The following is a 22050-nucleotide window of genomic DNA, read 5'->3' as shown; positions in this document are numbered from 1 at the left end:
ATAACGAATCATTATTACTCATGCCAAGTCATTGGTAAACAATGAGATGATAAAGCATAAGCATCAATAGCTGTCTCTTTTGTTTCTTCATCTAAAACTTTGATGACTTTGTTGTAAATATCTTTAGCTTGTTGGGGAGAATTACCAATACAAGTTAATCCTAGCTTCCCAAATTCTGACAGACAACCCATTAAATGAAATACAGTTCCAGTTTCCGTACTGGTATCAAAATGTAAGCGATGATCGGCGATAATATCCATTAAATCATTTGGTAATAAACCACGATAACGTTCTTTTTGTAAGTTATCAGTTGCCATGTAATATTTTGCGCTACCTTGCTGACTATAAAATACGCCAGTCGCCATATCATAACGCCCAGTTGTTAAGAATTTCAGAGTCATAAACGGGTGAGTAGTACCACCTTTTCTCAGGTTAATTTCAATTGCTTGTAAATCCCATTGTGGTATACCTGCTACATCAGGTTGACGTACAGCAATAAAGTCAACGCCGAACCTTTCTAACGCACCTTTTTCGGCGAGATTTTGTCCTACTTTTAATCCTAATTCTTGCAACTTTAAGCGATAAGATTCTTGGGCGGGGAAATAGCAACCTAAGTAAATTTGTCCACCAGAACCGCCTAAAATTTGGTCATGAGTTGAGAGAATTTCTACTTCTCCTTCGGGGGTAATTCTACCTTGAACGCTAGGACTGTGCTTTTTTTCTCCTTCCACAAATGCTTCGACGATCGCGCCTAGTTCAGGAATGCGAGTAGAAAAGTTTTCCCAGGTTTCATTTTTAGCTTGGAAACTCATGGAAGAAAAGCGATCGCTAATCACCCTAACTCTTTCTCGATGGGAAACAACGCTATCTGCCATATCAGCTATTTCTCTTAAGTCCAAAATAGCATTTCCTTCCCCCGAAAAACCCTCATTTAGCTTAACTACCATCCTTAGTAAATGCGGTTGACGTTCCCAAAGTTCCGCAGCTGCTTCTGCTAAATCATCAGCATTTTTTACCAGTTCGCTTCCATCGGGATGAGGTACGCCACTCTCAGCAAAAATTTGCCGACTTCCGCTTTTACTTCCCCAATAAAGTAAGTCGGGATCTGCGGCTAATAAAGGTACTTCTAACTGTAAAGATAAATCTTTTTCTAACTGAGTTGAATTATAACAAATCATAAAAGATTTATCTGGTCTTAATGCTTGGTGAATTCGCTGGATTAACCGGGGACGTTCTAATATTTTTTGGGTTAAAGGTTTGGCAGAAGAATCATAAGTGGAAAATAACATTAAGCGATCGCGTGCATGAGAAAAGGGAATTCCCGGTAACAATTGTAAATAATAATCAATTACTATTGGTGGCAAAGGTTGAGAAGTTATATAAATTACTCTAGTTCGGGGATTACGCAAGCGAATTAAGGAAAAAAGTAACCGTTCTTCGTAATTCAAAAACCCTTCTACTTTCTGCAATTCCTGCTGATCTAAACTCACCGAAGGAATTACGAGAATATCATAATCTCCCAGGTTAGCACCTTCAATACCTTGCCAGCGATCGCGCAACTGACTTTGCAAAAAGCGAAACTTTTCCCCTTGAGAATCTACAGAGAAATCTACAACTTGCATTGACTAAACCCTATTCTAATTTCAATAACAGTAAATTACTTAATTTTATCCGTTTCCGAGCATTTTACCAAAACAGTAAAAAAAATTATTATCTCCCGCCTAATCAATAACCAAAAGTAGTAATACTAATTATCTGTAAAATTGTGCTTAATCATTGCCCCTCCCTGTGAACGGGGAGGGGTTTGGGGTGGGGTTAATTAAGCGCATTTCCATAGAGAATTGGTACAACAATAAACTAAGTTTATGACCTTATCTAACTTTTCCGCATCTATCTAAAAGATAGTAAATTAATAGCTTTGCAGAGAAGTTAAGTATTTTTACTCAACTTCCCCTTGTTTAGATTCTAATTATTCATTCTGGCACATAAGTTTCAGATTCATCCTTTAACACTTTAGAAGTAGTAGATTTCGGTGAGTTAGTAATCACGCTAATATTGCCATCTGACTCCATAAATGCCAACTTGACTTCACTCATTTTTTGCACCCCCTGTTTCCGCAGCATACTCATTAATTCATCTTGTGTAATTAATTGTTGTTCCAAATTTTGTCGCATCATTTTTCCATTAACTACTAATGGCGTTGGTGGAGGATTTAAAAAGCGTTGAAACCACCGAAATTTGAAACCCAACCAATTTAGAGTGTAACTCCAAAAAATAATAGTACTCACCAAAATTACACCATCAGAAACAGCAGTATAGTTGCTTGCCATTGCATTTTGGGCAGCTTCAGCAAACAATACTACTACTAATAAATCCGAAATTCCTACCGTACCAATTTGACGGTTAGGAAGAAAGCGCAGAATCGCAAATAACATCAAATAAACTAGGGTTCCGCGCACAAAAAGTTCGGCAATTGAGGTACTGGGAACAAATACCTTGTACCAATTAATTTTAAACACTAAATCCATCATAGTCATTGGTTTTATTTAGGTACATCAGCAGTTAAAATTTCATTCCCTGACTCAGTAACTAACACATCATCTTCAATCCGAATGCCAATACCTCGCCACCTGTCATCTATCTCAGGTTGTCCTTCTTCCGGTTGATAAAAAGGTGAAATATAAAGTCCTGGTTCTACAGTTAAAATTTGTCCCGGTTGTAGAGTTTGCCAAGTCTCTTCGCCAAGTTTATAAACTGGCGAATCATGCACATCTAAACCTAACCAATGTCCAGTTTTGTGCATATAAAATGCTTTGTATTTTTCTTCTTTGATTAACTCTTCAATCTCACCTGTTAACAATCCCAAATCAACTAAACCTTCTGTCAAAATTCGCACTGCGGTATCATGTCCTAAGTTCCAAGGATTTCCCGGTTTTACTTGGTCGATCGCAGCTAATTGTGCAGTCAAAACTAAATCGTAGATCGTCTTTTGTTCGGGTGTAAATTTGCCATTTACGGGAAAAGTGCGGGTAATATCGCTGTTGTAATATTGATAGCAACAACCTGCATCAATTAACAACAAATCATTTTCTTGTAATTGCCGATCGTTCTCAATATAATGTAAAATGCAAGCATTCGCACCCGAAGCAACGATCGAAGGATAAGCTGGTCCCATACCACCCCGCAAGCGAAAAATATGTTCCATTTCTGCTTGGATTTCGTATTCGTAACGTCCTGGTTTAGCGAATTCTCTAGCGTGATTATGTGCTTCTACAGAAATAGCGATCGCTTTTCGCATTAACTCCAATTCCGCCTCACTTTTAATTAATCGCATCGGATGAAGTATAAAGTTAGAATCTTCAATTGCGATCGGTCCCGTACCCCGTTTTGGATAAGTTGCTATTAACCTTTGCCAATGAGAAAGGATAGTTTCATTGAATTGGCGATCGCGTCCCAAATGATAATAAATCTTGTCAGCTTTTTCTAAATATTGCGGTAACTTTTCATTTAATTCTGTAATTGGATAAGCTTCATCAGCACCATACTTTTCCTTCGCCGCATCCACCCCTACTCGATATCCCGTCCAAACTTCCTTTTCCTTATCTTTTGGTTGCACAAACAAAATAAACCGATGTTCTGCATGATGAGGTGCTAAAACTGCTACCGCATCCGCCTCATTAAACCCCGTCAAATAATAAAAATCACTATCTTGTCGGTAAGCATACTCTACATCATTGTGCATTACCGCCACTGGCGCACTGCGAAAAATAGCTGTACCATTGCCAATTTTCGCCATTAACTCTTCCCGACGCTTTTGGTACTCTGTTTGCATAGCTAGTGACTATCTAAAAAATACTATGATATTCTAATTTTAGTTAATTAGCGACAGAAACTTTAAATATATTCCAGTGCGGCAGAAATAATTATACAGTTAAAAACAAGTAAAAGCGCTTTGTATTAGCCTTATTTCTTTCTGTCTTCAACCTTCTGACATTAGATTTGTAGATTTTCCCTGACTTTCATCACCCAAACCAGTAATTTTTTAAACAACAAAAAACAATGGCACTTTTCCCTTGGCAAATCAAACCAAGATTAGTCATAGATCCACTACTTTCACTACGAGGTTTTGCTTGTTTAATGGTGGTTGTGGCACATTCTATCCCGCCCAAATTCACAATTTACTATCATAATTATGACTTAACTTGGTTAATATTCAGCCCCGGAGGTGTAGCAGTCAGAATTTTCTTTTGTCTTTCTGGTTATTTAATCGGAAAAGCGTTTTATAATCAACGTTACACCACTCAATTAAGTGGATTAATTAATTTTTGGCGGAACCGCGCCTTAAGAATTTTACCTGCTTTCTACTTTTCTGTAATAATTTTAGGTTTAATTTTTTATCCGCAAATTTGGCAATCAGAAAATAGACAATATTTATGGAGAATTTTAACCTTTACTTACGATTATAGTTTACCCTTAGATTTTCACGGAGCGCTTTGGTATATATCAACAGAAGTACAATTTTATTTAGTAATTCCGTTTATTTATATTTTCTTGCGCGATCGCATAACCAAACCCAAACAAATAATTACCCTATTTTTCAGCCTCATCTTCCTTTCCTTTTGTCTCCGACTACTAATTTGGGCGTTTATTACCACTCAAACTTCCATATCTCAACAACAAATTAACAGTTTCGTCAGCTATATTTACACTCCCTTAATTACCAACTTAGACTCTTTACTTTGTGGATTTTTAGTTAATGCCATAATCATTAAACAAAAAGCTAACCAGCCAATTAACCAATCCACAAAAAGATTTATATCCAAACCATTCTTAGCATTGTTAGTAATTTTATTTCTCTACATATTCACAGCCTATCATAGATATTACAACCAATTTCACTTATTATTTATTGCTCCCACAATAACCGCAATACTAACATCAATATTCCTTTACCTAATAGAATCTGATGCTTACCCCAAATCTTATAACTTTCCCCAAAAGGATGTTTGGGAATTGCCCTTCATAATCTTGGGTTACTTAGGCAACTTCTCTTATGGAATTTACATTTGGCATTACCCAATAGTTACGAAACTCACACCCATTTTATTTACCTCAAACAACCCTTTACAAGCCTTCTTTCTAAGGTTCATAGAAACCATAATTCTATCAACATTACTTGCCATAGCCACCTATTACCTGATTGAACTCCCAGCAATCAAACTCAAACGACAAATAACGTGAGAAGTTTGTAGTAAAGAGTTCGATCGCTTAATTACTACAAACTTAAACTATTGAATTGATTAGTAAATGTCTTAACTACCCTTTTTTGGCTCAACAGGCACAGAATTAAACTGATAACTCAAAATCTTAACTGTAGAACCATTAGCAGGCAAATCAGCAGTACTAATAGTTACAGAATCACTATTAATATTGCGAACAGACATACCACTACCATCCATCAACTTCAAAAACTCCTCCACACCCACAATATCGCAACTCTTATCATCAGCAGCCTGAGTCCGATAATGAGTAGGAATCACCATCTTTGGACTCAAAGATTTAACCGCATCAATTGCTTGATTTGGATTATAAGCTTTCGGGCCACCACCTACAGGAACCAGCAACAAATCTGGTTTTCCCATAAGAATTTTTTGCTCCAATTCAATTGGCGCTGCCGCCCCTCCCAAATGCAAAATATCAAGACCACCTTGATTCCAACGCCAAGCTACATTCGTACCAAACCTGCGTCCACCTAATGTATCATGATTGGTCTTAATGCCTTGATACCGAATTTCATTATATTGATAAACTCCCGGTTCATAAAGTATTTTAGGATTACCTGGTAATCCTTCCACCGCACCTTCATCAAACAATTGACTACTAATTAAAACCACATCTGCCTGTACCTTTGGCAAACGATAACCAGCAGTACAACCAATTGTGCGAAAAGGATTTACTAATACACGCTGATTACTACCAGTAAACAAAAAACAAGTGTGCCCCAGCCATCGAACTGATAGCGAACTATTAGTTTGGGCTTGTGTTGCTTGCCATCCTGAAGTCCAAGCAGTACCAAAAGCTGTAAGCAAACTCGCCCCCGTATAACGCAGCAACTTTCGCCGTTTCATAATTCCCTATTTTTTACACAACGATAGAGATTCTACCTTTTAAAAGGGAACTGGGGACTGGGACAGATTTGAGTTAACTCAAATCTTGCACTCAAAGGAGGTGGAACCTCCCAGATTCTCATTCCCAGGTTCAACCTGGGAACGAAGAATAGAGGCTCTGCCTCCTGGTGCAAGATGTGAGTTAAGACGTTTTCTTGCCCCTGGAGTCCCTGAGTCCTAAAGAGACTTTAGAAAGTTTCGTAGTAGTTGTTTTCCTGAATTGGTGAGAATGCTTTCTGGGTGAAACTGAACTCCTTGAATATGGGGATAATCACGGTGGCGGACACCCATAATTGTGCCATCTTCTACCCAAGCAGTAATTTCCAAAACTTCTGGGCAAGTTTCTTTGTCAATAACTAAACTGTGATAGCGAGTAGCAGTGATCGGAGTTTCTACATCTTGAAAAACTCCTACACCTTTGTGATAAACCGGAGAAGTCTTACCGTGCATTAATTCGGGTGCAGAAACGATTTTACCGCCAAACACCAGACCCATTGCCTGATGTCCCAAACAAACGCCGAGTATTGGTAAAGTTGCACCTAAATCTCGAATCAAATCTGGAGAAATTCCGGCATTTTCGGGTCTTCCTGGGCCAGGGGAAATTACTACTCCGTCTGGTTTGAGTTGGCGAATTTGGTCTAAAGTAATTTGGTCATTGCGGTAAACCTGAATATCCGCAGCTACGGGAAACTCAGAAGCTAACTCTCCCAAATACTGCACTAGATTGTAAGTAAAGCTATCGTAATTATCAATTACTAAAATCAAATTTTTATACTCCTTTAGCTAACCAATTTTTGATTTCTAACTTCAAATTTTAGATTGACCCGATCGCTAACACCAGCAGTCGAGCAAACAGAAACAATTTTAAATTTTTCTGTCTAAAATCGCTAATTAAAAATCGAAACCAGTTTTGCTTGCACTATTAGGGCGTACAGAGGAGGCAACAACAACGAACCTGCCACTAAAACAGATGCCATAGCAGTAACTAACACAGCACCCGCTGCACAATCTTTGGCAATCTTAGCCAGATCGTGGTAAGTTTGCTTCACAGTTAAGTCAACTACTGACTCAATTGCCGTGTTGATTAACTCCATTGCCAGAACTAAGCCGATCGTAATACCAATCAGAGACATTTCCACTGGACTCAACCGGAGAAAAATCCCCAGTGAAATTGCTAGAATTCCGATCGCAACATGAATCCGAAAATTACGTTGAGTAGCAAAACCGTACCTTAGTCCCGCCCAAGCATACTTAAAACTCAGTAGTAAATTAGAAGCAACCTGCCAAGCAAGTTCGCGCTTTGACTGTCCTGCCTGTTCCGTTTGATTACTCTTTAATTGTGTAATGTCACCAGACACAGAAGCGGGATTAGATGGCGATTCACCAGCCACAGAAGCGGGATTAGATGGCGATTCACCAGACACAGAAGCAGAAGTAGTAGCTACAATATGGCGATTAACGGACTTAGAATTTTTTGAGGGCATCAGCTGTTGATTCAGTTTCATGTCTAGCACACACACGGAAAAGAATAAATTAAAATCAACCCGTTCTACTACCTGCATAGACATAAGAAATACTTATTTTGTCTAAAAAGCAAGGCCAATAGTTTCCAACAAGCTAGTCTGTTGATGCAACATCCGCCTCAAACTCTCATCATCAGGATGATCCCATCCTAAAAGATGAAGTAAGCCATGAGCAGCTAACCAAGCTAACTCTATTTGCAAAGAGTGCCCTTGTTGTTGTGCCTGCCTTTGAGCAGTATCCACAGAAATTACAATATCACCAAGGTACAACGGCAAAGACTCTAGCATTTCATCTGGCTGAGGAATATCAACTTCTAAAGCCGCAAATGCCAAAACATCTGTTGGCTTATCTTGCTGACGATACTGAGCGTTCAGTGAGTGAATTTCCGCATCGTCAGTGAGGCGGAGGCTAAGTTCATAGCTTCTTGCAGAGGAATCGTCGGGTTGCAAAGTTTCTAGCCAAACGTAGAACCAGTTTTGCCAGGTTTCCTCATCAACCCCTGTTGCCAGGGATGACTCCGAAAAATAATCCTGTACATTCAGTTCTACTTCCACGCCAAATCCTCCAATTCCGAATTCCCAACCAACTTTTTCTATTGAATATCGATCAACGAGTTAAATAAGAAAGACCTATCAGCACCCCTAACAAGCCAATAGTCGTCAGAAAAAAGTGTTTGAGAGAAGTACCCCGCTTGCGTACCATGTTACGCATTGCCAGTTTTACATAACTTGGTTGCGGTTCGCCAGTAGTTGCTGGGGACGGCGTGGTAGTTTCACTGGGGGAAACTTCCGGTGGTTGGGTGGGTGAAGTTAGGTTACTCATAGTGATTTTTAATTCTACAGAATATACCAGCTACCATTTTTCCTTTTAAATGTAACAAGTTTGATTACTCTCTTCACAGCATAGGATTACCGATCCTCAGAATTTATTTAGGACAATCCACACGGAGATGGGGAGATGGGGGGATGGGGGGATGGGGGGATGGGGAGATGGGGGGACAAGAGGAAGAAAATTAACTTAATGCTGTCCCTGTTCCCTGTTCGCTTCTACCTAAGCTGAGTTATTTTCCACCAATTGATTTTCTTGGCGTAGATAAGCTTGAATGAATGAATCGAGTTCGCCGTTCATGACATCTGTAATGGCAGTAGTTTCCACATTAGTACGGACATCCTTCACCATTTGATAGGGATGGAAAACGTAATTACGGATTTGGTTGCCCCAAGCAGCTTCTACCATGTCTCCACGAATTTCGGCGATTTCTTTGGCGCGTTGTTCTTGGGCAATTACTAATAGTTTGGCTTTGAGTCTAGTTAAGGCTTTTTCTTTGTTTTGTAGTTGAGAGCGTTCTTCGGTACAGCGGACAGCAATACCACTGGGAATGTGCTTAATTTGTACCGCTGTTTCTACTTTGTTGACGTTTTGCCCACCTTTTCCGCCAGAACGAGAGGTGGTAATTTCTAAGTCTTTTTCTGGAATGTCCAATTCTACTGAGTGATCTAGAATTGGCATGACTTCTACTCCGGCAAAGCTGGTTTGTCTTTTCCCGTTGGCATTAAAGGGTGAAATTCTCACTAGGCGATGGGTGCCTTTCTCAGCTTTTAAGTAACCATAAGCGTAACGCCCCTCGATTTCTAAGGTGGCAGATTTGATTCCTGCTTCATCTCCTTGGGAAATTTCTGCTAAATGGGCTTTGTAACCTTGGGTTTCTGCCCAACGGGTGTACATTCGCAGTAACATTTCTGCCCAGTCTTGTGCGTCTGTACCTCCGGCACCTGCATTGATTGTCAATACTGCGCCTTGATTGTCATAAGGGCCGGATAATAGTTGTTGTAATTCCCAGCGTTCTAGTTCTCGGTTGAGGTTATTGAGGTTGGTTTGGGCTTCGGTTAATAATGAGGTGTCGGCTTCTAACTCTAGCAATTCTACGATCGCCTTCGTATCTTCCAAGCCACTTTTCCAATCATAAAACTGCTGTAAGTGCGATTTCAAATCATTCAATTCTTGCAGAGTTTGTTGAGCCGAGTCTTGATCGTTCCAAAATTCTGGTTGAGAGGCTATCTGCTCTAAGTCTTGAATTTTAGCAGTCAGAGCAGGTATGTCAAAGATAGTCCTGGGTTTTACCCAGGCGATGAGATAAGCTTTCGATGTCGCGTTTGATGTCTACTAGTTCGAGCATGGTGTTTTTTGTAGCGATCGACTATTTTTTATCTTAACTGTAAAAGGCTCTAAGGAAGAAAGGGGACTGGGGACTGGGAAAGTTTTGAGTTTTGAGTTCTGAGTTAGGAAGAGTTGGGGAAGTTTTGAGTTTTAAGTTATCTCCCCTGCTCCCCTGCTCCCCTGCTCCCCTGCTCCCCTGCTCCCCTGCTCCCCTGCTTAACTAGTCGCGACTATTGATAGCGATAATTAACCGGAGGATGAAAATGAACAGGTTAATGTAGGTTAGGTACATTGACAGTGCAGCTGGTAAATACTGATCGTCGCGATAGCTACGGGGTAGAACGTAGAAGTCTACCACAGCACAACCGACAAACAGAAATACACCGATACCGGAAATAGCGATTTCTAGCCAAGAGGGTGTAAACACGCCAAATATGGCGAACAGGAATTGGGCAAGACAAACTACAAGTAAGGCAATGATGCCTAGTCTGACAGTTTTTGCTAAAGCCATGCCGTCAGGATCGGATAAATTAGAACCAATTTGACGGGCGGCGATAAAGGTAACGCCACAACCAAGGGCAGCAATACCAATGCCTTGAATGCCGACATTTGGCGTTCTTAGTGCGACAAAAACTAATCCACTTAGAGTGTAGCCGGATAGCAGGCTGTAGAGAGCCAGCAGGGGCAGTGCTACACTATTTTTGCCTCTTTCGGCAACGTTCTGAGCTACGAAAAAAAGAATTAGCTCTACGATAACTGCACCGATGAAAGTTGGGAAGAATAAGTTAGGGAAGTTGTTGATTACTCCCAAACCACCATAAGTGCCTAATGCGGTTAAAACTAAACCAGCGCCAACGTAAGGGAGGGCGTTAGCGATGACATTGGGGCCTAAAAGTGCTTGGTTTTTGGATTTGCGAATTGCTTCGCGGAAGTTGCTAGTGCTGCTCATATTGCTTGTTTATGTTTTTTGATTAATCAGCTTTACTTGCGATTTAACTACATTTTTACCCAGATTTTCCGTTATCAGCTAGGAGGACGATCGCGGGTAGTTGAGCTTGGAACTAAAAAAAGATGAATTTTAGCGCGTCTTTAGCGCTAATGCTTACGTATTTATGCGGAATCTTTAGATCAATTCTGCATAAATTTCAGTGTAAGAACGATGGTGGATTTGGGTTGAACTAAAGACAATGAGTTCAGATAGGGTTAATACTTTAATTCTTGCCCTACGAGATCTTGCCTAAGAAATGTACTTATAAAAAAGGTTTTTCCCTAGAGGCTTATTATGAAAGCAACTCAAATCGATCTTAGTTCTTATGGAATGGAATTGTTAATTTCCTACCACAATAATCCCTCAGTTGCTAAAAGGAATAAGTTAGTACAAATTCATGCTGGGCTAGTACGTAAGGTTGCCCATAGATTTAGACATCAGTGTGCTGAACCTTATGAAGATTTAGAACAGATTGGTTATCTTGGTTTAATTCGGGCGATCGAACGTTTTAATCCGAATCAAGGTTGTGCTTTTAGTTCTTTTGCTATTCCTTATATTCGTGGTGAAATGCTCCACTTTTTGCGAGATAAAAGTAGTGTGGTGAAAGTGCCTCGTCGTTGCCAAGAGTTGTATAGTGATGGAGAAAAGGTTCAAAAGGAATTTTCGACTAAGTTTGGTCGATCGGCAACTGATGCAGAAATAGCTAAAGCACTTGATGTTTCTATACAAGAATGGCAAGAAAGCAAATTAGCTGCCCAAAATCGTCAACCTTTAAGTTTAGATGCTACTGTTGGTAATCAAGTAGATGTTCCTATTAGTTTAGGAGATACTTTGGCTGATTCTCGCTATCAAGCTTTCCAATATTTAGAAGAAGATCGTCAGCAATTGCATGGTGCAATGAGTCAATTAGAAGAAAAAACTAGAGCCGCTATTGAGTGTGTATTTCTCCGTGAATTACCCCGCAAAGAAGCAGCTAAAAAAATTGGTGTTAGCCCGATGACTGTAAGCAGACATTTACAAAAAGGTCTAGATCAATTAGTTTCTATGTTATCTCCTCAAACCGCTGGTTTGGCAAGCTAATTAAGGCGGGTATTAACCCACCTTAATTAAGCAAAGTTTATTTATTATTAGTTTTGGTTTTGGCTTGTTCTAAAGCAATTTCTTTGACAGCTTGGAATGAAGAGATATTGGCAGAACCTTCGATCGCTTTCACCGCCAAATCTTGCACCTGTTTCAACGCAGAATCAAGTTGTTTCGCTAAATTATTAATCCGCGCTTCTTGGTTTTGAATTGTTTCTTCTAAAGATTGAATTCGCAACTCATAAACTCGTCTTTCTCCTTCTACTTCTTTAGCACGTAAATCTGCCTTCACCTTAGTTTGATAAAGTCCCAACCCTCTACCATTGTCTTTAGATTTTTTCAGAGCAGCTTCCAATTCTCCAGGGAATGCTTCTACTTTAATTTTATATTCTTCAAATTGTTTTTCCCGTTCCGAAATCGTTTTTTCTCGTTCCGTCCATTGTTTTTCCTGAGTTTGTTGTAACTCTTCTAATTGTCTATACAAAGCTTTCTGCGCTTGCTCGTATTCGTCAACATTTAAATTGCGCTGCAATTCTAATTCATATTTATACTCAGTTGCATCGCGTAGCTGAGTTTTTGTTTGTGTCTCATTGCGTTCTTTAATAGTACGTTGCTGCTGTTCTTGTTCTTTTGTCCAAGCTTTTTTCGCTGCCAGGATTTCTTGTTCTAAAGTTTCTCGACGTTGACTAAATTCCTCAGCGAATTGTTTGGCGCTTTGTTGATATTGAGTAATTAATTCATCAAGAGTATCATCATTAATTTCCTCTAAATTATGCAACTCTTGCAATTCTTGAATTTCTGTAGTCACTAACTGCTGAATTTCTTGTAATTTAGCAGCTTCTAGCGTAAGATTTTCCGATAAATCACTAACAGCACTACCAAAACTTAATTGTAGATTAGCAAGACTATCAATTGTCTGCTGAATCTTCTGTTTTCCAGCACCATTTAATGTACAATTCATATTTTTTTTCTCTTCTGCGGGTTTGACTTCAATTACTGGTTTTGCCTCTGATAATTTTGATTCTTTGGCTAATTGTGTTAGTTGGGATTCGATCGCTTTTTTCTCCTCCAACAATTGATTAAAAGCTGTCAAAATCTCCGCCTTGGTATTTTTCTCGTTAGGTTTCTTTACTGTCATTATCAACTCTCAAAAATTTTGCAAATGTGAAAAGATCCAGTTTATTGAGCTTTAGTTGTTTGAGCAGCAGAACTTTCAAAAGCCCTCATTGCCAAGTCTTGCGCTTGCTTCAAGGCATTTTGTAATTGATTAGTAAGCTCAGTAATTTGTTCGGTTTGGCGTTGAATTTTCTGTTCCAAAGCTTGAATTTTCAACTCATAAGATTGTTTACTAGCTTCCCATTCTTTCTCAAACAAATCAGATTTGACTTTCGCTTCTTGGTTAACTTCCGAAATACCTTCGCCATAAGCTTTCTTAGTCGCTTCATCCATTTGGGCGGGAAAAGCTTCGACTTTTTTCCGGTATTCTTCAAATAATGTTTGATTAGCAGTTAAAACTCTTTCTCGTTCTGTCCAATCTTTCTCTTTTTCTTGATTAGATTGTTGTAATTCTCGCTCTAATTTGCGGCGAAATTCTTCATATTCATCGGTTTTGATTTTGCGATCGCGTTCTAATTCATATTGATAATCTGCCTCTTGACGTTGCCTTTCTGCGGTTAATAATTCAGTTTGTTCCCTGATTGTTGCGGTAAATTCCTCTTGTTCTTTTTGCCAACTTTTGCGAGTTTCGGCAAGTTCTTTATCTAAGCTTTCTCGCTGATTGGTGGCATTTTCTTCGATCGTTCTCAGTTTTTCTTGATGTTCTTGAGTTAAAATGTGCAGCGCATCAGCTACAACTCGCACTTGCTGAAGTTCTTGTAAATGCTGATTTTCAATTTCAATGGCTTTTTTAAGTTCGTCAAGTTTGGTAGTTTCGGCAGTTAATTTAGTGGAAAGTCCGGTAATAATGCTGCCAAATTCTAATTGTAAATCAGCTAAACCTTTGACAATACTATCAACTGTATAGGTGGAAGCGACTTCGAGAGTTCGTTTATTCTTTTCCTTCTCCGCTTCCTCTTCTTTGGTAGCGACTTTGGACTCAATTTGTTGCTTTTCTGCAAGGAGGCGTTGAAATGCTACTAAAATTTTGGTTTTGCTATCTTTTACGGCAACATTATTCATGCTGGTTGTCCTTTTTTTTAGTTAACAAGCTAAGACTAGGCATTGCTTTCAATCTAGAATGCCCATTTTTTTTTGGTTACGAACACAAATACTGAACAGGAAAAAAGTTATTTTGAGAGGATTTTTTTGCTTGATCGAACTTGACATCTATTATAGTACATTTGTTCTACTTTATCAGCAGTATGTAAACAAAATGTCACATACCGCACAGGTACGTTGTTGCGCTTCAGCGCTAAAGCGCGACAACGTACCTAAAAAATATATTGAGTAGGTTGAGAAATTTCTGGTAATAATTTTGCTGAACAGTGATGACATGGATTTTGTAAATTTAGCTGATAAGTTGCACAAGCATCTTCTATAATTTCGTACCCAACTGTTTGAAAACCTGCCGCTTCAAAACCTAGCGCCATTCCTCCACATCCAGCAAATAAGTCAATGACTAAAGGTTTATTTTGCTGATTTGGAGAAAGTCTAAGTTCTTGTTCAATAAAATCAAGGTAGGGGAGTTTATTTGTTGCCATCTGTCGGAGTTTCAAATCCACGATATTGCATAACTTTTAAAGATATAAGAGGAATTAGTTTCGTAGCAAACTGAGTAAACCGAAATTTCTCTTTCAGCGGTGATGGAACTTCTCGCCAAGAGATAGATACAAAACCAAACTGAGTATAAAATTGTTCTAACCAACTAGCACATTCTAAATATAGAGGTTGATTCGCTTGCTGAATTAAATGTTTTACTAAATAACTTCCTAAACCTTGTTTTCGCCAAGCAGGTAACACTACCAAACTACTTAATTCTTGCGCCCCAGAAAAAGAACGCAATTGCCCACAAGCGACAATTTTCTTATCACATTCAATCACCGAAAATTGTTGCCAGCGTAACTGAGTTGGATCTAACTTAGCACTAAAAACCAACTTCCGAATTTCCCAAATATCGCTATCAGAAGCAGGACGAAGAACGCATTCTGGTGGCAAAACAAAACTCATCTTTCTTCTCTTCCTTCGCGTCCTTTGCGTTCTTTGCGGTTCAAAAAATTACCAGTTTCTCGCAAGCTAACGAGATTTTAGATCTGCGATCGCACTTTTCGCCACCCCAGCAATTGCTTGATCCGTCGCCTTCGGTAAATGATAATACTTTCCACCAGCATTTTTAGCCAACTCCTTAGCAAAACCAGTAGAAATAAACTTATTTTCCGTATCAATTACTAACAGCTGAATTCCCAAACCGCGAATTCTTGCCGCAATTTCCAACAATTCCGCCTTAATATCCGGTTTTTCGCCTTCAGGAATGGGTTCTCCTAAAGAACGTGCCAAAGGGATATTGCCACGTCCGTCAGTTATCGCTACAATAACAACCTGACCAATATCTCCCGACATCTGGGCATTTATTCCCACTCTTACCGCTTGAGTTAAACCATGTGCTAAGGGTGAACCACCGCCACAAGGCAAAAGTTCCAAGCGCCGCTTTGCTAAAGCAATGGAACGAGTTGGCGGTAACAGCACATCGGCGTGTTCTCCTCTAAACGGAATTAACGCCACTTGGTCGCGGTTTTGGTAAGCTTCGGTCAGTAGTGACATTACCGCGCCCTTTGCTGATTGCATTCTATTTAATGCCATTGAACCAGAGGCATCTACTACAAAAACTACCAAAGATCCGGCTTTGCGTACCAAGCGTTTAGAACGGATATCTCCTTGTTCAACAATGACTTTTCTTCCTGGTTCTCTTTCGCGTCTTGCTTTTTGATAGGGTGCAGCTGCGCGTAAGGTGGCATCTACTGCTATGCGGCGCACGCGACCTTTGGGTAACATGGGTTTAACGTAACGACCTCTGTCATCAGAAAATATTTTGCTGCGAGTTCCTGACTTTCCGCGACGTTGCGCCATTTGTGCAAAGTAAAGCACAGAAGGATCGAGTATTGTCCCTTCAGGATCGAAAACGAATTCTTCAGGAACGTTCATTTCCTGTTCTTGAGGTTCTTGGGGTTCTTCTTTTTCCTCTTCGTCTTCTTCTTGTTCCTGTTCAGATTGATCTTCTGGGGGTGGTGGTGGAGGTGGTGGGGGTGGTTGTTGTTCTGGTGGAGTTTGAACGACTGTGGCGCGAGGAACGATAACTAATTCTACGGCGCGGCGTAAGTCTTCCGAGTTGACGGTGTTTCTTCCGTCGAATGCTGCTGCTGCTTTGGCGACTCTGACGGCGAAGAGTTCGGCGCGATGTCCTTGCACTTCGGCGCGAATTGCTTCTTCTACTAAATAGGCGATCTGCTCTTTGGTAATGGTAACTTCTTTAAGCCATTCTCGCGCTAGGATGATTTGGGTTTTTAGGTTGTCGATGTCTTCGGCGTATTGGGAGAGGAATTGTTGGGGGGAACGGGAAAATTGTAATGCTTGTTCGACTGCTTGTACACGATCGTCCAACCCTAAAACACCGTCTGCGGAAAGGGTGATGGCGATGCGATCGAGCAAATGTTCCCGCAATGGCCCTTCTTCTGGATTATAAGTGGCAACAAACAAAGGTTGGCAAGGATGCTCGAAACTAATTCCTTCCCGTTCGATGATGTTGCGTCCTTCCGATAACACTGTTAAAAGTTGATTGGCAATTTGGTCATCAAGGAGATTAATTTCATCGACGTAGAGAACTCCTCGATGTGCGGAAGCGAGTAACCCCGGTTGAAAGACAGTATCTCCCTTTTTTACAGATTGTTCCACATCTACGGAACCGAGCAATCTGTCTTCGGTAGTTCCCAAGGGAATTTGCACGAAAGGCGCAGGAATGATTTGAGTTTCCAGAAACCCGGTTTCTTCAAGAAACCGGGTTTCTGAGGGTGCTTCGTTACAGAAGGAACCTTTGACGACTTCAATTGGTGGTAAAAGTGAGTGCAGCGCACGCGCCATTACTGATTTGGCGGTTCCTCTGCGACCTGCGATCGCTACTCCTCCCAATGTCGGATCGATCGCTGCCAACAGCAATGCTAACTTGATTGCTTCTTGTCCGACAACAGCAGTTAAGGGAAAAGCGGTAGTTTGAGGGAGAATTAACGCAGGCATTTTTTCCGACTTGGCACATCCAGTCTTTTAGCATAACAGGAAATGAGGACTTATTCCCTTGAAATCGGCGGGGTTAGAGAGTTACTTTGGTGGCAACAACTAAATTTCAGTTGTTCGAGTCCTAATAACCAAGTTCCGACTTCAGACCAATCAATTTTAGATCTTGCTCGAAAATCCGATGACTAACACTCAACATTTTGGGGGATGGCGGCGAGTTTTCTACGGACTTCGTACCCGAATTATTATGTGGTACGTACTACTTATGACTTGTTCCACAACACTGACTATTTTTGCTGTGCGTCAAGTACTTTCTGTCAGGTTAGAAGAACGCAGCAAACAAATTTTGGTGCAAGAGATTACGGAGTTCCGGCAATTACTTGAAGGATATCGCGAATTTGGTTGTTGTGAAGTCGAAAGTTTATTTGATGATTTCCTCTCGCGGAATATTCCCGTTAATGGGGAATTTATGCTGAGTTACATTGATGGTAAATTTTACAAAGCTAGTCCCTCAGCTTTACCAGAAGTATTAGTGCGAGATCGGAAATTATTAAACCGCTGGTCGAGAGCGACTAAACTGGAAAAAGGAGAAAAAATTACTCCTGAAGATAATATTAGATATGTGGTTCAACCTGTTAATATTGATGGTCAAAAGCCGGGAGTTTTTGTTGTCATACACTCTACAGAAAGCGAGTTACGAAAGCTGAATGAAGTTACGGTTGTGATGGTATTAGTAACATTAATGGTCTTAATTGTTGCTGCTGTGGTAATTTGGGCGGTAGGGGGAAGGGTGTTAAGACCTTTGCGATTATTAACGGCAACAGCACAGTCAATTAGTGGTTCTAATGTAGGCAAAAGAATCGCGGTGCAAGGTTCAGATGATATTGCTGAATTAACCATTACTTTTAATGCAATGTTGGATAGATTGGAAGCAGCTTTTACTAGTCAACGCAATTTTATTAATGATGCGGGTCACGAATTAAGAACACCTATCACGATTATTCGCGGTCATTTAGAATTGTTAGGAGACGATCCTGAAGAACAAAAGGAAACTTTAGCTATTGTCACCGATGAATTAGATAGAATGAGTCGGTTAGTGAATGATTTGTTGTTATTGGCAAAAGCGGAAAGACCGGATTTTTTAAATTTAGAAATTGTTGATGTTGAGGTGTTTACGGATGAATTGTTAGCGAAGGCGAAGGCTTTAGGCGATCGCCATTGGTACATCGAATCTCACGCTTTTTGTCGCATTATAGCCGATCGCCAAAGATTAACTCAAGCTATGATGAATTTAGCCCAAAATGCAGTGCAACATACTAAGCGAGAAGATGCAATTTTTTTAGGGTCAGCTGCTAAAAATAACCAAGTTTTTTTCTGGGTACGCGATACTGGAGAAGGCATATCACCTAAAGAACAAAAGCGAATTTTTGAAAGGTTCGCACGAGTAACGAATAGTCGCAGACGATCGGAAGGTTACGGCTTAGGTTTAGCAATAGTTAAGGCAATTGTCGAAGCTCATGAAGGAAGAGTAGAATTACAAAGCGAATTAGGTAAAGGCTCAATTTTTGTATTGGTTTTGCCTTTGAAATTGCCAGGAATGTAAAATAAAAACATTAATAATTTCGCTGAAATGGTAACAGTTATGAAGATGACTCAAGCTAAACGTTTCACTTTAGAAGAATACCACAAACTCACAGAAATCGGCTTCTTCCACGAAGACGATCGTATTGAGTTAATCAGAGGAGAAATTATCGAAATGGCAGCAAAAGGTACGGCTCACGAAACTTGTATTTCTAAGTTGCTTCGAGAATTAGTTAGACTGTTAGGAGATGCGGCAACTCTTCGTTGTCAGTCTCCCATCTTATTACTAAACAACAGCGAACCTGAACCAGATTTTGCGATCGTAAAAAACAAGCCTGATGACTATTTATCTGCTCACCCTACACCAAATGATGTGTTATTGGTAATTGAGATTTCCGATTCTACTTTGAATTACGATCGAGAAGTTAAGTTATCTCTCTATGCTGAAGCCGGAATCTCTGACTATTGGATATTTAATTTATCCGATAATCAGTTAGAAGCTCACAGCGAACCTTTTCAAAATAGTCAAGGAAACTTTGGTTATCAGAATAGACGAATTGTTTTACCAAATCAAGCGATCGCGTTACCTTCTTTTCCAGATTTATTTTTGGATTTAAATAGGGTGTTTCCGCCAAAACAGAAGTAGGAAATACTGGAAAGAAATGCGATGTTTTGGAGAAATTAGGTTTCTGGAAGCACAGAGCGAAAAAATAAATTCGATTATACTCTTGACATTCAACATACAGTATGCAATGAATTAGTAAGGCAGCAAAAAGAGCCGTAAACACTATTCAGCTTGGTTGCGGTCTCAGCTGCAAGGGTTGAGGTATCCGATAAAGGATTGGCTTAACCCTCGGCATGAGGATTCATGTTTAGATGGGGAAAATTAATTGGGGAAGCTTGAAGAGTGATGATATTATTTGCGGCTGTATCTTATTATCAAGCATTTAACATGGCGCATAAGTCATTGGTGAAATTACCAGTGCCTTATGCGTTATGTTATTTGCTTGGTAATAGGGATGCGATCGCAGATAATATCATCACTCTCCAGGCTTTCCCAATTAATTTTCCCCATCTAAACATGAATCCTCATGCCGAGGGTTAAGCCAATCCTTTATCGGATACCTCAATCCTTGCATCTGAGACTTTGACCGACCGAAGATGTAGGTTGCCTGTTTTGTCACAGGTAAAAATTCTGTTTTATTTTATTTCCTGTGCAAAGCTTTGTTCTTGATGCTGTCCAAATCACAATTTAAAAATTTGGACAAAAAAATGCAAAAAATCTCTGCTCGCAAAGAGCTAGTTGCTATTTTAGTCGATATTCAGAACGTCCTTTCAATTCCAAAGTACGGTAAAGACTTGGAGAATTTTGCCACATTGGAAGGTCGTCTGAATTGCTTCCAGGCATACTATAATTCCTACCATCAAAACCAAGTTTCTGCCATAAACACCATGCAGAATATTGGGTGTAAAGGGATTGATGTTCTTGACCCTTCCAAGAACAGTGCAGATAAGCAATTGATATGTGATTGTATTCAATTGGTTGCCTCTAGACCGTCTCTTAAAAAAATTATTCTTGTCTTAGGAGACAGAGACTATGCAGGCTTAATTAGCGTTCTCCTCTCTTTGGGTAAAAGAGTGATAATTTTTGCTCAAAGAGGTAGTGCAAGTCCAAAGCTAGCAAAGCTTGTTGGTGATAAGAACTTCCACTTTATAGAGGAACTGCCTAAGTTAGTTGGGGAACAAATTCAACTTGTTCCTTAAGCTTGCTACAGCGATCAGAAACCCGGTTTCTCAGAGAAACCGGGTTTCTCCACGACATTAATTATAGGCTTTTTTCATGACTACCAAATTAACAGAATTCAAATCTAAGGACGATCGAACCCAAAAAAAAGGAGAGAGAGAAATGGAAATAAAAGTGCCAAATTTCAATAATGAAAAACTGCTGCGTCATGCACTGACACACCGTTCTTATGTGAACGATAACCCTGGAGAAGGGGAAGAGAATAACGAACGTTTAGAGTTTCTGGGTGATGCTTTGTTAACTTTTTTGAGTGGGGATTATCTCTATCGTCTTCACCCGGAAATGTCAGAAGATCAAATGACTCGTCGGCGTTCGGCGTTGGTGGATGAAAAGCAACTGGCGCGGTTTGCGATCGAACTAGGTTTAGACTTTAGGATGCGCCTTGGTAAAGGCACAATTAGAGAGGGAGGATTCACTAATCCCAATTTACTCAGTAGCACTTTTGAAGCTTTTATTGCTGCTTACTATCTGGATAATAATTCCAATATTGAGCCAGTTCGTGCCTTTGTGAAAAAACTGTTTGATTCGGTTCCAGAAAATATTGTAGTGTCTCGATCGAATGTAGATGCTAAAAATCAGTTTCAGCAATGGGTAATGGCTAATCTCGGCACAACTTTGCTACCCAAATATGTTACAGTTCAAGCAGGTGGGGAGTCTCATGCTCCAGAATTTCTTGCCAAAGTATATGTAGGTGAGGAAAAGTATGGAGAAGGCAAGGGACGCAGCAAAAAAGATGCCGAAAAGTCTGCTGCTGAAGATGCCTTAGCGAAGCTAAAAAAACGAGGGATGATCTAGAAATTGATTTTCTATTCTAAATGAACAGAATACTCATCGCTGAAGACGAACCGCGAATTGCATCTTTTTTGGAAAAAGGTTTAAAAGCTAATGGCTTTACTACTGTAATAGTAGATGATGGACAAGCCGCAGCTAGGATAGCTGATAGTAAAGATTTTGATTTGTTAATTCTGGACTTGGGTTTACCGGGGAAAGATGGTTTAGAAGTTTTGGAAGAGTTGCGGGGAAGGGGAGAAACGCTTCCGGTAATTATTCTGACGGCGCGTGATGATGTTGCTGATAAGGTAGCGGGGTTAGAAGGTGGTGCGGATGATTATGTGACTAAACCTTTCCGGTTTGAAGAGTTGTTGGCGAGAGTGCGCGTTAGATTGCGCGATCGCACCAGTTTTGCCAAAAAAGATGATTTAATATTACAAGTCGGCAATATTTTACTAGATTTGCGTTCCCGAAAGGTGGCTGTAGGCGATCGGAATGTCGAATTATCCGCCCGTGAATTTATCTTAGCAGAAACTTTTCTGCGCCATCCCGGACAAGTTTTAAGTCGAGAACAACTCTTAAGTAGCGTTTGGGGTTACGATTATGACCCAAATTCTAATATTGTCGATGTTTATGTCGGCTATCTTCGCAAAAAATTAGGCAGCGATAAAATTGAAACCGTTCGGGGAATGGGATATCGCTTCTCTACTTGAATTTTTAGCAGAATTTTCACTAATAGCACAATCTTAAGGTGCGTC

Annotated in this window: 23 protein-coding genes; 8 read left to right on the top strand and 15 right to left on the bottom strand. The window is 40.0% G+C overall.

Going from position 1 to position 22050, the window contains the following annotated elements; genetic code table 11:
- Positions 1–14: 14 nt before the first annotated feature.
- From ACE1CA_RS08220 to ACE1CA_RS08210, 3 genes are all read right to left on the bottom strand, one after another.
- Positions 15–1622 carry a peptide ligase PGM1-related protein gene (locus tag ACE1CA_RS08220; RefSeq protein WP_413276798.1) on the bottom strand — a complete coding sequence of 536 codons (1608 nt, stop codon included), beginning with the start codon at positions 1620–1622 and terminating at the stop codon, positions 15–17.
- A gap of 351 nt (positions 1623–1973) precedes the next feature.
- A complete protein-coding gene (locus ACE1CA_RS08215; protein ID WP_459563578.1) occupies positions 1974–2528 on the bottom strand; it encodes a DUF421 domain-containing protein in 555 nt (184 codons plus the stop codon).
- 14 nt (positions 2529–2542) lie between these two features.
- Complete coding sequence (locus tag ACE1CA_RS08210; protein WP_413276796.1) at positions 2543–3832, bottom strand: aminopeptidase P N-terminal domain-containing protein; 1290 nt, start codon at positions 3830–3832, stop codon at positions 2543–2545.
- A 227-nt stretch (positions 3833–4059) separates the two neighbouring features.
- Here ACE1CA_RS08210 and ACE1CA_RS08205 point away from each other — a divergent pair, with 227 nt between their 5' ends.
- A complete protein-coding gene (locus ACE1CA_RS08205; protein WP_413276795.1) occupies positions 4060–5241 on the top strand; it encodes an acyltransferase family protein in 1182 nt (393 codons plus the stop codon).
- Between the two features lie 71 nt (positions 5242–5312).
- On the opposite strand, the gene ACE1CA_RS08200 is transcribed toward ACE1CA_RS08205, so the two are convergent.
- From ACE1CA_RS08200 to ACE1CA_RS08170, 7 genes are all read right to left on the bottom strand, one after another.
- Complete coding sequence (locus ACE1CA_RS08200; protein WP_413276794.1) at positions 5313–6128, bottom strand: MBL fold metallo-hydrolase; 816 nt, start codon at positions 6126–6128, stop codon at positions 5313–5315.
- A 216-nt stretch (positions 6129–6344) separates the two neighbouring features.
- Positions 6345–6932, bottom strand: coding sequence for an anthranilate synthase component II (locus tag ACE1CA_RS08195; protein ID WP_413276793.1), 588 nt, complete (start codon positions 6930–6932; stop codon positions 6345–6347).
- A 122-nt stretch (positions 6933–7054) separates the two neighbouring features.
- Positions 7055–7525, bottom strand: coding sequence for a diacylglycerol kinase family protein (locus tag ACE1CA_RS08190; protein ID WP_459563577.1), 471 nt, complete (start codon positions 7523–7525; stop codon positions 7055–7057).
- 228 nt (positions 7526–7753) lie between these two features.
- Entirely contained in the window at positions 7754–8245 is a 492-nt protein-coding gene (gene ybeY / locus ACE1CA_RS08185) for an rRNA maturation RNase YbeY (protein ID WP_413276792.1), read from the bottom strand.
- Positions 8246–8297: 52 nt separating this feature from the next.
- On the bottom strand, positions 8298–8513 hold the full coding sequence (locus tag ACE1CA_RS08180; RefSeq protein ID WP_413276791.1) for a DUF3285 domain-containing protein: 216 nt from the start codon (positions 8511–8513) through the stop codon (positions 8298–8300).
- 228 nt (positions 8514–8741) lie between these two features.
- A protein-coding gene (gene prfB, locus ACE1CA_RS08175) for a peptide chain release factor 2 (RefSeq protein WP_413276790.1) occupies positions 8742–9867 on the bottom strand; the annotation gives its coding sequence in 2 pieces (ribosomal slippage) (positions 8742–9791 and positions 9793–9867; 1125 coding nt in all).
- A gap of 201 nt (positions 9868–10068) precedes the next feature.
- A complete protein-coding gene (locus ACE1CA_RS08170; RefSeq protein ID WP_413276789.1) occupies positions 10069–10797 on the bottom strand; it encodes a Bax inhibitor-1/YccA family protein in 729 nt (242 codons plus the stop codon).
- Positions 10798–11130: 333 nt separating this feature from the next.
- On the opposite strand from ACE1CA_RS08170, the gene ACE1CA_RS08165 reads away from it, so the two are divergent.
- Entirely contained in the window at positions 11131–11916 is a 786-nt protein-coding gene (locus ACE1CA_RS08165) for an RNA polymerase sigma factor SigF (RefSeq protein WP_413276788.1), read from the top strand.
- Between the two features lie 37 nt (positions 11917–11953).
- Here ACE1CA_RS08165 and ACE1CA_RS08160 read toward each other — a convergent pair whose 3' ends face one another.
- The 5 genes from ACE1CA_RS08160 to bchD form a co-directional block, all read right to left on the bottom strand.
- Entirely contained in the window at positions 11954–13054 is a 1101-nt protein-coding gene (locus ACE1CA_RS08160) for a coiled-coil domain-containing protein (RefSeq protein WP_413276787.1), read from the bottom strand.
- 41 nt (positions 13055–13095) lie between these two features.
- A complete protein-coding gene (locus tag ACE1CA_RS08155; protein ID WP_413276786.1) occupies positions 13096–14094 on the bottom strand; it encodes a coiled-coil domain-containing protein in 999 nt (332 codons plus the stop codon).
- Between the two features lie 251 nt (positions 14095–14345).
- Positions 14346–14615, bottom strand: a complete 270-nt coding sequence (locus tag ACE1CA_RS08150) for a DNA cytosine methyltransferase (protein ID WP_413276785.1) — start codon at positions 14613–14615, stop codon at positions 14346–14348.
- Positions 14602–15081 carry a GNAT family N-acetyltransferase gene (locus ACE1CA_RS08145; protein WP_413276784.1) on the bottom strand — a complete coding sequence of 160 codons (480 nt, stop codon included), beginning with the start codon at positions 15079–15081 and terminating at the stop codon, positions 14602–14604. The genes ACE1CA_RS08150 and ACE1CA_RS08145 overlap by 14 nt, the downstream gene beginning before the upstream one ends.
- A gap of 66 nt (positions 15082–15147) precedes the next feature.
- The gene (bchD, locus tag ACE1CA_RS08140) at positions 15148–17139 is read right to left on the bottom strand and encodes a magnesium chelatase ATPase subunit D (protein WP_486517716.1); all 1992 of its coding nucleotides are present in this window, start codon (positions 17137–17139) and stop codon (positions 15148–15150) included.
- A gap of 178 nt (positions 17140–17317) precedes the next feature.
- Between bchD and ACE1CA_RS08135 the strand changes: the two genes are divergently transcribed.
- The 6 genes from ACE1CA_RS08135 (at position 17318) to ACE1CA_RS08110 (ending at position 22005) form a co-directional block, all read left to right on the top strand.
- The gene (locus tag ACE1CA_RS08135) at positions 17318–18739 is read left to right on the top strand and encodes a sensor histidine kinase (RefSeq protein WP_413278885.1); all 1422 of its coding nucleotides are present in this window, start codon (positions 17318–17320) and stop codon (positions 18737–18739) included.
- 39 nt (positions 18740–18778) lie between these two features.
- Positions 18779–19363: a Uma2 family endonuclease gene (locus ACE1CA_RS08130; RefSeq protein WP_413278886.1), complete on the top strand. Its 585-nt coding sequence runs from the start codon at positions 18779–18781 to the stop codon at positions 19361–19363.
- Positions 19364–19624: 261 nt separating this feature from the next.
- Complete coding sequence (locus ACE1CA_RS08125) at positions 19625–19822, top strand: hypothetical protein (RefSeq protein ID WP_413278887.1); 198 nt, start codon at positions 19625–19627, stop codon at positions 19820–19822.
- A 167-nt stretch (positions 19823–19989) separates the two neighbouring features.
- On the top strand, positions 19990–20481 hold the full coding sequence (locus ACE1CA_RS08120; protein WP_486517715.1) for an NYN domain-containing protein: 492 nt from the start codon (positions 19990–19992) through the stop codon (positions 20479–20481).
- 142 nt (positions 20482–20623) lie between these two features.
- Positions 20624–21316, top strand: a complete 693-nt coding sequence (gene rnc / locus ACE1CA_RS08115) for a ribonuclease III (protein WP_459563641.1) — start codon at positions 20624–20626, stop codon at positions 21314–21316.
- 20 nt (positions 21317–21336) lie between these two features.
- Positions 21337–22005, top strand: coding sequence for a response regulator transcription factor (locus tag ACE1CA_RS08110; RefSeq protein ID WP_413278890.1), 669 nt, complete (start codon positions 21337–21339; stop codon positions 22003–22005).
- Positions 22006–22050 lie beyond the last annotated feature (45 nt).

Source organism: Floridaenema evergladense BLCC-F167 (assembly GCF_041929205.2).
Taxonomy (GTDB): domain Bacteria; phylum Cyanobacteriota; class Cyanobacteriia; order Cyanobacteriales; family Aerosakkonemataceae; genus Floridanema; species Floridanema evergladense.
The sequence above is the reverse complement of the archived record's forward strand: the minus strand, read 5'-3'. Positions and strand labels throughout refer to the sequence as shown.

Excerpts from the sequence above, each read along its gene's own strand:
- ACE1CA_RS08220 (WP_413276798.1), bottom strand. The coding sequence starts at position 1,622 with ATGCAAGTTGTAGATTTCTCTGTAGATTCTCAAGGGGAAAAGTTTCGC.
- ACE1CA_RS08215 (WP_459563578.1), bottom strand. The coding sequence starts at position 2,528 with ATGGATTTAGTGTTTAAAATTAATTGGTACAAGGTATTTGTTCCCAGT.
- ACE1CA_RS08210 (WP_413276796.1), bottom strand. The coding sequence starts at position 3,832 with ATGCAAACAGAGTACCAAAAGCGTCGGGAAGAGTTAATGGCGAAAATT.
- ACE1CA_RS08205 (WP_413276795.1), top strand. The coding sequence starts at position 4,060 with ATGGCACTTTTCCCTTGGCAAATCAAACCAAGATTAGTCATAGATCCA.
- ACE1CA_RS08200 (WP_413276794.1), bottom strand. The coding sequence starts at position 6,128 with ATGAAACGGCGAAAGTTGCTGCGTTATACGGGGGCGAGTTTGCTTACA.
- ACE1CA_RS08180 (WP_413276791.1), bottom strand. The coding sequence starts at position 8,513 with ATGAGTAACCTAACTTCACCCACCCAACCACCGGAAGTTTCCCCCAGT.
- ACE1CA_RS08170 (WP_413276789.1), bottom strand. The coding sequence starts at position 10,797 with ATGAGCAGCACTAGCAACTTCCGCGAAGCAATTCGCAAATCCAAAAAC.
- ACE1CA_RS08165 (WP_413276788.1), top strand. The coding sequence starts at position 11,131 with ATGAAAGCAACTCAAATCGATCTTAGTTCTTATGGAATGGAATTGTTA.
- ACE1CA_RS08160 (WP_413276787.1), bottom strand. The coding sequence starts at position 13,054 with ATGACAGTAAAGAAACCTAACGAGAAAAATACCAAGGCGGAGATTTTG.
- ACE1CA_RS08155 (WP_413276786.1), bottom strand. The coding sequence starts at position 14,094 with ATGAATAATGTTGCCGTAAAAGATAGCAAAACCAAAATTTTAGTAGCA.
- ACE1CA_RS08150 (WP_413276785.1), bottom strand. The coding sequence starts at position 14,615 with ATGGCAACAAATAAACTCCCCTACCTTGATTTTATTGAACAAGAACTT.
- ACE1CA_RS08145 (WP_413276784.1), bottom strand. The coding sequence starts at position 15,081 with ATGAGTTTTGTTTTGCCACCAGAATGCGTTCTTCGTCCTGCTTCTGAT.
- bchD (WP_486517716.1), bottom strand. The coding sequence starts at position 17,139 with ATGCCTGCGTTAATTCTCCCTCAAACTACCGCTTTTCCCTTAACTGCT.
- ACE1CA_RS08135 (WP_413278885.1), top strand. The coding sequence starts at position 17,318 with ATGACTAACACTCAACATTTTGGGGGATGGCGGCGAGTTTTCTACGGA.
- ACE1CA_RS08130 (WP_413278886.1), top strand. The coding sequence starts at position 18,779 with ATGAAGATGACTCAAGCTAAACGTTTCACTTTAGAAGAATACCACAAA.
- ACE1CA_RS08120 (WP_486517715.1), top strand. The coding sequence starts at position 19,990 with ATGCAAAAAATCTCTGCTCGCAAAGAGCTAGTTGCTATTTTAGTCGAT.
- rnc (WP_459563641.1), top strand. The coding sequence starts at position 20,624 with ATGGAAATAAAAGTGCCAAATTTCAATAATGAAAAACTGCTGCGTCAT.
- ACE1CA_RS08110 (WP_413278890.1), top strand. The coding sequence starts at position 21,337 with ATGAACAGAATACTCATCGCTGAAGACGAACCGCGAATTGCATCTTTT.